This is a genomic window from Teichococcus rhizosphaerae, assembly GCF_002631185.1.
Classification (GTDB): domain Bacteria; phylum Pseudomonadota; class Alphaproteobacteria; order Acetobacterales; family Acetobacteraceae; genus Pseudoroseomonas; species Pseudoroseomonas rhizosphaerae.
On record NZ_PDNU01000043.1, the window covers coordinates 24,684 to 33,114 of the forward strand.

At 70.6% G+C, this 8,431-nt stretch carries 9 protein-coding genes and 2 tRNA genes; 2 read left to right on the forward strand and 9 right to left on the reverse strand.

Annotation, left to right across the window (positions count from 1 at the left end; translation table 11 throughout):
• Positions 1 to 37 precede the first annotated feature (37 nt).
• The 9 genes from CR162_RS18095 to CR162_RS18135 all read right to left on the reverse strand — a co-directional run bounded on the left by CR162_RS18095 (position 38) and on the right by CR162_RS18135 (position 7,241).
• The gene (locus CR162_RS18095; RefSeq protein ID WP_176559910.1) at positions 38 to 325 is read right to left on the reverse strand and encodes a hypothetical protein; all 288 of its coding nucleotides are present in this window, start codon (positions 323 to 325) and stop codon (positions 38 to 40) included.
• A gap of 272 nt (positions 326 to 597) precedes the next feature.
• Positions 598 to 671: transfer RNA gene (locus tag CR162_RS18100), tRNA-Pro, on the reverse strand.
• 159 nt (positions 672 to 830) lie between these two features.
• Positions 831 to 1,250, reverse strand: coding sequence for a MerR family transcriptional regulator (locus tag CR162_RS23330; RefSeq protein ID WP_245870477.1), 420 nt, complete (start codon positions 1,248 to 1,250; stop codon positions 831 to 833).
• Between the two features lie 57 nt (positions 1,251 to 1,307).
• Entirely contained in the window at positions 1,308 to 1,616 is a 309-nt protein-coding gene (locus CR162_RS18110; RefSeq protein WP_099096937.1) for an integration host factor subunit alpha, read from the reverse strand.
• 171 nt (positions 1,617 to 1,787) lie between these two features.
• Complete coding sequence (locus CR162_RS18115; protein ID WP_099096938.1) at positions 1,788 to 2,351, reverse strand: GNAT family N-acetyltransferase; 564 nt, start codon at positions 2,349 to 2,351, stop codon at positions 1,788 to 1,790.
• A 38-nt stretch (positions 2,352 to 2,389) separates the two neighbouring features.
• The gene (locus tag CR162_RS18120) at positions 2,390 to 3,709 is read right to left on the reverse strand and encodes an RsmB/NOP family class I SAM-dependent RNA methyltransferase (RefSeq protein ID WP_099096939.1); all 1,320 of its coding nucleotides are present in this window, start codon (positions 3,707 to 3,709) and stop codon (positions 2,390 to 2,392) included.
• Positions 3,710 to 3,797: 88 nt separating this feature from the next.
• Positions 3,798 to 5,321, reverse strand: a complete 1,524-nt coding sequence (gene guaB, locus CR162_RS18125) for an IMP dehydrogenase (protein ID WP_245870478.1) — start codon at positions 5,319 to 5,321, stop codon at positions 3,798 to 3,800.
• Positions 5,322 to 5,465: 144 nt separating this feature from the next.
• Complete coding sequence (locus CR162_RS18130; RefSeq protein WP_099096940.1) at positions 5,466 to 6,158, reverse strand: RlmE family RNA methyltransferase; 693 nt, start codon at positions 6,156 to 6,158, stop codon at positions 5,466 to 5,468.
• A 12-nt stretch (positions 6,159 to 6,170) separates the two neighbouring features.
• Positions 6,171 to 7,241 (reverse strand): Ppx/GppA phosphatase family protein, encoded by a 1,071-nt coding sequence (locus CR162_RS18135; protein WP_099096941.1) that lies wholly within the window; start codon positions 7,239 to 7,241, stop codon positions 6,171 to 6,173.
• Positions 7,242 to 7,409: 168 nt separating this feature from the next.
• Between CR162_RS18135 and CR162_RS18140 the strand changes: the two genes are divergently transcribed.
• Positions 7,410 to 7,483 (forward strand) — tRNA-Gln (locus CR162_RS18140).
• Positions 7,484 to 7,579: 96 nt separating this feature from the next.
• On the forward strand, positions 7,580 to 8,431 hold an 852-nt coding region (locus tag CR162_RS22130), incomplete at its 3' end, for a DUF6538 domain-containing protein (protein ID WP_367604148.1).

Here is an 8,431-nt window from a genome sequence, read left to right on the forward strand (position 1 = left end):
CGGAGGGCTTCGCCGCAGGGCCCGCCCGGGGCCGCGCTCAAAGGCGGCGGAGATAGCTGTGCACCGCCTCCCACGCATCCCGCGCCGGATGGTGGTGGCCGAACTCATTGGCCAGGTCGTAGCCATAGTTCCGGAAGTCCATCTTCAGGACGTCGATCCAGCGGCGGCGCTGAAGCGCCCCCTGCCCCGCCAGCGCCTGCTGGATGGCGCGCTCCGCGGCGCCCCGCCCCAGGTCGCGCGCCCTTGCGGGGGCTGTGTCCTCGAAGATCTGCGTGTGGATCTCGTGACCGATCTGCTCGAACACCATGCCACCACGCATCGTCATGCCCGTCCCCGCATATCATTGTGCAATGCAAATGATCTTATGCGACGGGGCAAAATGCAGCAACTATGAGGCTTGCACCCCCGGAGCCCCTGCCGCCGCAAAGTTGCGTGAGACAAGGAGGGGGAAAGGGGATGCGCCCCGGCGCCAGGGCCGTCCCGGGCCTTGCCACCGCGCAAGAAGAAGGCCCGGCCCCCGTTTCCGGCGACCGGGCCTTCGAAGGGCCGGACATGCCCGCAGGGAGCATGAAGGCCGGCAATCCTGGGCATCGCGTATCGGGCAGGCGGGATTCGAACCCACGACCCCCAGTCCCCCAGACTGATGCGCTACCAGGCTGCGCTACTGCCCGCTGTGCCAGGATGCCGGTCCGCCTTCCGCACCAGCCATCCGGCTGGAGCGTATCGGCTCCGACGCCGGGGGCATAGCACCCGCGCCCCGGCGCCTCAACCCCCCGTTCCGCAGAAGATGGCGTTAATCTGCCGCCAAACCTGCCCAGGCGCCGCCCTCCTCACCGCCCCATGCGGGCAGCCAGGACGCGAAGCTCCTCCGCCAGCGCCTCGAGCTCCGACATGGCCTCGCGCAGCGCCGTGGCGGCCGGCTCCTGGTGCGCGGCCTCGCTTTCCGGCAGCTCGCCTTCCGCCTCGCCGCCGCCTTCCCCGCCACTGTCGCGCAGCAGGCGCTGCACGCCCTTGATGGTGTAGCCCTGGGTGTAGAGCAGGTCGCCGATGCGGCGCAGCAGCGCGATGTCCTCGGGCCGGTAGTAGCGCCGGCCGCCGCCGCGCTTCAGCGGCTTGAGCTGCGGGAACTTGGTTTCCCAGAAGCGCAGCACGTGTTGCGGGATCTGCAGGTCCTCCGCCACCTCGCTGATGGTGCGGAACGCCGTCGGGGCCTTGCGCGGTCGGCCGGTGGCCTCCGGATCCTCTGGCATCGGATGCACCCCGTCATTCATGTGGTCAGTTCCACGCTGCAGCCGGGTGGGCCGGCATCACTCGTCACCCGCGCGCACCGCCTCGCCGTTGAGCCGGGCCTTGAGGACCTGGCTGGGACGGAAGGACAGGACGCGCCGGGGCATGATGGGCACCTCCACCCCGGTCTTCGGGTTGCGGCCGACCCGCATGCCCTTCTGCCGCACGGAGAAGGTGCCGAAGGCGGAGATCTTCACGGGCCGGCCCAACTCCAGCGCGGCGGAGATGCGCTCCAGCACATCCTCCAGCAGCGCGGCACTTTCGTTCCGCGACAGGCCGACCTGGGCATAGATCGCCTCGGCCAGTTGCGCACGGGTGATGGTGTTCATGTCCGAGCGCGGCCCATGGCTGTCTGACTCCTCACAACCCCTTCTGGTTAAAAGAGAACCGGGATGGGTCGCTGGCGTCAACCATGCGGCGGGGTGTGGCAAGGAAGCTTCAATCAGGCGCGACATTTTTGCCACACCCTCTCCCCTCATCCCATGGATCGAGGCATGGCCTCAGGCGCCATCCGCGCGGGCCGTGGCCAGGAGAAGGGTCTGGATCGGGTCCCAGAGCATGGCCGACTGGGGCACCGCCACCCCCCCGACTCGGGCATGGTCGGTGGCCACGAGGCGCCCGCCCAGATGCTGGTAGAACCAGCGCGACGGATTCTCGCTCAGCACCCACAGCATGGCCGAGCGGCAGCCGGTGGCCGCCAGATGCGCCGCGATGGCGCGCATCAGCCGCCGGCCGATGCCGCGCTCGCGCCAGTCCTCCAGCAGGTAGAGCGTCTCGATCTCGCCCTGGGCGAGGAGGGTGCGGCGCGCGCGGGCGCCGGAGGCGAAGCCCACCACCTGGGCGGGGCCGCCACCCGGCTCCGCCTCGGCGGTGGCCACGAACATGGCGGAGCCTTCCCGCCGCTCCAGCAGGCCGCGCTGGTAGCCCGCGGCGATGCGCGGCAGGGACAGGCCGGCCAGGTAGGCATCGGGCAGGATACCCGCATAGGTGCTCCGCCAGGTCTCGATATGGACGGCGGCGATGGCGGCGGCGTCGGCCGGGCGGGCCTTGCGGATACGGATCATCGGCCTGGCACCTCTTCCCGTTTCGCCGCCCGGCCGGGCTATTCCTTGCGGCGAAGCACGGCGGCGAAGAAGCCATCCGTGCCATGGCTGTGCGGCGCCAGTTCCATCCAGCGGCCATCGCAGGGCGGCGGCCCGGGCGGATTGGCGGGCGCGAAGGCCTCCCCCCACGCCTCGGCGACCGGGACAGCCTCGTATTCGCCATGCCGTGCCAGGAAGGCCTCGACCTGCGACCCGTTCTCCTCGGGCAGCACCGAACAGGTAGCGTAGACCAGCCTTCCGCCGGGGCGCACCAGTTCCGCCACGGTTTCGAGGATTTCTCTCTGTTTGGTGACCAGCTCCTCCAGGTCGCGTGCCTGGGTTCGGCTGCGCGCGTCCGGGTTGCGGCGCCAGGTGCCGGTGCCGGTGCAGGGCGCGTCCACCAGCACGCGGTCGAACTGGCCGGCGCGCCGCTTCACCCAGCGGTCGCCGGGCTGGAGGAAGTGGCGCTCGGCATTGTCCACGCCGGCGCGGCGCAGGCGCTTCACCGCGCCCTCCAGCCTCGTCGCCGACACGTCGCAGGCGATGATGCGGCCACGGTTGCCCATGGTGGCCGCCACCGCCAGGGTCTTGCCCGCGGCGCCGGCGCAATAATCCACCACCCGCATGCCCGGCCGCGCGCCGGTCAGCAGGGCGATGAGCTGGCTGCCCTCGTCCTGGATCTCGACCAGCCCGTCCGTATAGGCCTTGCTGGCGAGGATGGGCCGGCGGTCGGCGATGCGCAGGCCCCAGGGCGAGAAGGGCATGGGCTCGGTGGCGATGCCCTCGGCGGCCAGCGCCGCGGCGGCGGCCTCGCGCGTGGTGCGCAGCAGGTTGGCGCGGAGGTCGAGCGGCGCGGGCTGCTCCATCGCCGCCATCGCCTCCTCCAGCGCCGCGCCGAAGCGCGCCTTGAAGCCGGGCAGCGCCCAGTCCGGCAGGTTGTGGCGCGGCCCCTCGGGCATCTCCTCATCGACCAGCGGCGCGCCGGCCAGCGCCTCGATGACGCTCAGCTCGCCCGGATCGGGAGGCGCGGGGTTGAAGCGGCCGCCGCAGAAGGCCTGCAGCACCCCCTCGCGCGTCCAGCGCTCCACCAGCAGCAGGTGCGCCATCACCAGCAGCCGCGGCGTGGCGGGCACGCCGCCGGCCGCCAGGTGCCATTCCAGCCGGATGCGCTGGCGCAGCACGCCCCAGGCGCGCTCGGCCACGGCGCGGCGGTCGCCGCTGCCGATGTAGCGGCGCTCGCGGAAGAAGCTGTTGGCGGTGGCGTCGGCCGGGCGGCGTGGCGCGGCGGCCACCTCGGCCAGCAGCGCCACCGTGGCGGCGATCCGCGCGGAAGGTGTCATGTCGAACCGTGCTCACACCGGGCATCGCGCCCGGGACCTTGGGGGAAAGAAACGGGGGTCCGGGGGAGCGTCCCTCCCCCGGCCCTGCTCAGCCATCCTGGCGGTAGTTCGGCGCCTCGCGCGTGATGGCGACGTCGTGGACATGGCTTTCGCGCAGCCCCGCGCCGGTGATGCGGCGGAAGGTGCAGTTGTTCTGCATCTCGGAGACGGTGGCGTTGCCGGTGTAGCCCATGGCCGATTTCAGCCCGCCCACGAGCTGGTGGATCACCGGGCCCACCGGGCCCTTGTAGCCCACCCGCCCCTCGATGCCCTCCGGCACCAGCTTGAGCTGGTCTTGCACCTCGGCCTGGAAGTAGCGGTCGGCCGAGCCGCGCGCCATGGCGCCGATGCTGCCCATGCCGCGATACGACTTGTAGGAGCGCCCCTGGTAGAGGAACACCTCGCCCGGCGCCTCGTCCGTGCCGGCGAAGAGGCTGCCCATCATCACGCAGTCCGCGCCGGCGGCGATCGCCTTGGCGAGATCGCCCGAGGAGCGGACGCCGCCATCGGCGATGGCGGGGATGCCCTTCTCATGCGCCGCCGCGGCGCTTTCCATGATGGCGGTGAGCTGCGGCACGCCGACGCCCGCGACGATGCGCGTGGTGCAGATGGAGCCCGGCCCGATGCCGATCTTCACCGCGTCCGCCCCCGCCTCGGCCAGCGCATCGGCGGCCTCGGGCGTCGCCACGTTGCCGGCGATGACCTGCACGCTGTTGGACAGGCGCTTGATCTTCTCCACCGCCTTGAGCACGCCGGCGGAGTGGCCATGCGCCGTGTCCACCACGATCACGTCCACCTCGGCCGCGATCAGCAGCTCGGCGCGGCGGAAGCCGTCCTCGCCCGTGCCGGTGGCGGCGGCGGCGCGCAGCCGGCCCATGGCGTCCTTGGCCGCGTTCGGGTTGGCCTGGGCCTTGTCCATGTCCTTGACGGTGATCAGGCCGATGCAGCGATAGGCATCGTCCACCACCAGCAGCTTCTCGATGCGGTGCTTGTGCAGCAGCCCGCGCGCCTTCTCGGGCGTCACGTCGGCCGTCACCGTCACCAGGTTGTCGCGCGTCATCAGGCCATAGACGCGGGTGTTGGGGTCGGTGGCGAAGCGCACGTCGCGATAGGTGAGGATGCCGACGAGGCGCTTGCTGTCCCGCTCGACGACGGGGATGCCGCTGATGTGGTGCGCGGCCATCAGCGCCTGCGCCTCGGCCAGCGTCTGGTCGGGATGGATGGTGACGGGGTTCACCACCATGCCGCTCTCGAACTTCTTCACCTGCCGCACCTGCGCGGCCTGCTCCTCCGGCGTGAGGTTCTTGTGGATGACGCCGATACCGCCGGCCTGCGCCATCGCGATCGCCATCGGCCCCTCGGTGACGGTGTCCATCGCCGCCGAGATCACCGGCATGTTCAGCATGATCTCGCGGGTCAGGCGGGTGCGCACATCCGTCTGGCTCGGCAGCACGGTGGAGTAGGCGGGCACCAGCAGCACGTCGTCAAAGGCATAGGCCTCGGCGATCAGGGTGCGGCGCGGCGCGGCGCCGCGTTCAGCGGGGCCGTTGGTCGGGGTGGTGTCGGGAGCCATGGCGGGAGCCTTTCGGACAACTCTTGCGGCGCGTTCCGCAGCCTTGGCGCGTCCCCCTACCGCAGATTCGGCTCCAGCCGCAAGCGGCGAGCGCGTGACGATTGGGCGACCCTGCCCCGCGCCCCGCCCCGCCCCGCCCGCGCCCTACCGCCCTGCATCCGCGGACGCGCCGCGGAACCCCTGGGCCACCACATACATCTCCGCGCTGTCCTTGCGGCTGGAGGGCGGCTTGGCGTGCCGGACCGTCGCGAAGTCCCGCTTCAGCCGGTTCAGCAGGTCGCGCTCCGTGCCGCCCTGGAACACCTTGGCCACGAAGGCGCCCCCCGGCACCAGCACCTTGCCCGCGAAATCCAGCGCCAGCTCGATCAGGCCGAGGATGCGCAGATGGTCCGTCGCGTTGTGGCCCGTGGTGTTGGGCGCCATGTCGGACAGGACGAGGTCGGCCGGGCCGTCGAGCGCATCCAGCACCGCCTGCTCCACCGCCGCGTCCTGGAAGTCGCCCTGCAGCAGGGTGGCGCCGGCGATGACGTCCATCGGCAGCAGGTCGAGCGCCACCACCTTGCCGCGCTCGCCCACGCGCTGCACCGCCACCTGCGTCCAGCCACCCGGCGCGGCGCCAAGGTCGACCACGCGCTGACCGGGGCGGAAGAGGTGGTACTTCTCGTCCAGCTCCAGGATCTTGAAGGCGGCGCGGGAACGCCAGCCGGCCGCCTTGGCGGCGCGGACATAGGGGTCGTTGAGCTGCCGCTCGAGCCATCTCTGGCTGGCGGTGGTGCGGCCCTTTGCGGTGCGGAGGCGCGTGGTCAGGCCACGCCCGGCTCCGGTCGGAGTCTTCACGGCGGGAAATCCTCAGGGCGCGGGGTGCGCGGCCCAGCGTTGCGGGTGGGCGGCACGGCGCGGTGGGGCACGGTCCTGGCGCATCATGCGCAGCAGCATGCCCTCCCGCAGGCCACGATCGGCGACGGTGACGCAGGAGGACGGCCAGACCCGGCGGATGGCGGCATATATCGCGCATCCGGGGAGAACGAAATCCGCCCGCTCCGGCCCGACGCAGGGATGGGCGCGCAGCCCTTCCCGCCCGAGCTGGAACAGGTCTCGCAGCGCCTGGTCCGCCGCCTCGATGTCCAGCACCCGCCCGTCGATCAGGGGCCGGGAATAGCGCGGCAGGGAGAGCGCCACGCCGGCCAGGGTGGTCACCGTGCCGCTGGTGCCCATCAGCCGCACGCCGCCCGCCCGCATCTCGCGGCCGATGCTGTGCACCCGGTCGAACTCGGACAGATGGGCGGCGACCTCGTCCACCACCCGGCCGAAGCCTTCCGGCGTGTAGCAGCAGAGCCCCGCCCGCTCGGCCAGGGTGACGACGCCGAGGGGAAGCGAGACATAGCCGATCAGCTCCGCCTGCCCGGCCGGGCCGGAGCGGATCCAGGCGATCTCGGTGCTGCCGCCGCCGATGTCGAACAGCAGGGCGCGGCGGTCCTGGGCGCGCATCAGGGGGGCGCAGGATTCCATCGCCAGCTCCGCCTCCTCCCGCGCCGAGATGATGCGGATGGGCAGGCCCGTCGCGGCCTGGGCGCGGGCGACGAAGGCGCGGCCGTTATCCGCCTGCCGGCAGGCCTCGGTGGTGACGGCGAGCAGCCGGCGCAGCGGCCGGCGCAGCAGCTTCTGGGCGCAGGTCTGCAGGGCCGCGAGCGCCCGCTCCATGGCGCCCTCGGACAGGCGGCCGTCATTCGCCAGCCCCTCGCCCAGCCGGACGACGCGGCTGTAGCTGTCCAGCACCCGGAAGGCGCCGGCCTGGGTGGGCGTGCCGACGAGCAGGCGGCAGTTGTTGGTGCCGAGATCGATCGCCGCGAATGCACCGCCAGAGGCTGCGGGTTGCGGTTGGAGGCGGGCGGCGGCAGGATTCGACACGGGTTCTGGCATGATGAAGGGCGCCTTTCCCGGCTCCGTCCGGGCAGGGGCGGATGGGGGGCCTGCCAATGATCCGGCCTGCGGGCGCCCGGGGCAAGCGATTTCGCACCGCAACGCGGCATGCTTCAACACCCCCCTTGCAAGGCTTCCGGCCGGGCGCTATATCGCCGCCAACGCCGTTGGGGAATAGTTTAACGGTAGAACTCCCGACTCTGACTCGGGCAGTCTTGGTTCGAATCCAGGTTCCCCAGCCACTTCGAAAAATCCAACAATTTCATAGGTCTGCCGGTCCTGCGGACAAATTGTCCCCCAGGATTGTCCCCGAAACCTTCCATGTGAAGGGGGCCTTGGTGGCAGATGGATTGCGCCTTCGCGGCAGAGTTTTCTGGCTTAGAAGAAGGGTGCCCAGAGCCCTTCTGGAAGCCATCCCCATCCATGAATACGACATCTCGCTGAAGACCAAAGAGCGCCGGGAAGCCCTCATCAGGGGGCGAGCCACGTCGCATCTGGTTGACCAAATCTTTGCCAGGGTGGCATCGGGAGAGCTTGCCGGCGAGCATGCTCCGGGGGTCCTTCGGGCGGTCGCCAAGGCGAGTCCCTGGCTCGCTAATGGCTCTGGCTTCCCTCTTCCTTTGGGGGACAATCCTCCGCAGCCGGCCGAGACTGTCCCCTCGCCTCCCCCTAAAGCTGCCTCCCAGATAAAGGTCAGGAAGACCTCTCCAGGCGGGCCGCTGCTGAGCGACCTGGTTGCTCGGTTCCTGGAGGAACGCGGCTCCGGGGAGTCTGCCATCTCGGGCCAGCATCTCCACCAGTCTGCCGCCACCTACCGGCTGACCGTCGAACTGTTGGGCGACGTGCCTCCGGCTGACCTGACTAGGCGGCATGCCGCAGAGCTCAGAGGCCTTCTTCTTCGGCTCCCGGCCAGTCATGGGAAAGCCCGCAACGGCAAGACAGCTCTCGTGGCCATCCAGGAAGCCGACGCCTCTGAGGCCGGCGGCCAAACGGTGGAGCGCCTCAAGGAGAAGACTGCCAAACGCCATTTTTCAGCGCTCCAGCAGCTCTGGAAGTGGCTTGCTGACCGGGAAATGGTCAGCCTCAACCCTTTCGAGAACTGGCAGTTCAAGGGCGGTCGAGCAGCTCAGGCTCGAGACGACTGGTCCGAAATGGACCTCCTGAAGCTCCTGGAGACCCCGTGGCTAGGT

What these genes read in the sequence shown, in the direction of transcription:
- CR162_RS18095 (WP_176559910.1), bottom strand. Translation starts at nt 325, where the DNA reads ATGACGATGCGTGGTGGCATGGTGTTCGAGCAGATCGGTCACGAGATC.
- CR162_RS23330 (WP_245870477.1), bottom strand. Translation starts at nt 1,250, where the DNA reads ATGCCAGAGGATCCGGAGGCCACCGGCCGACCGCGCAAGGCCCCGACG.
- guaB (WP_245870478.1), bottom strand. Translation starts at nt 5,321, where the DNA reads ATGGCTCCCGACACCACCCCGACCAACGGCCCCGCTGAACGCGGCGCC.
- CR162_RS18135 (WP_099096941.1), bottom strand. Translation starts at nt 7,241, where the DNA reads ATGCCAGAACCCGTGTCGAATCCTGCCGCCGCCCGCCTCCAACCGCAA.
- CR162_RS18120 (WP_099096939.1), bottom strand. Translation starts at nt 3,709, where the DNA reads ATGACACCTTCCGCGCGGATCGCCGCCACGGTGGCGCTGCTGGCCGAG.
- CR162_RS18110 (WP_099096937.1), bottom strand. Translation starts at nt 1,616, where the DNA reads ATGAACACCATCACCCGTGCGCAACTGGCCGAGGCGATCTATGCCCAG.
- CR162_RS18115 (WP_099096938.1), bottom strand. Translation starts at nt 2,351, where the DNA reads ATGATCCGTATCCGCAAGGCCCGCCCGGCCGACGCCGCCGCCATCGCC.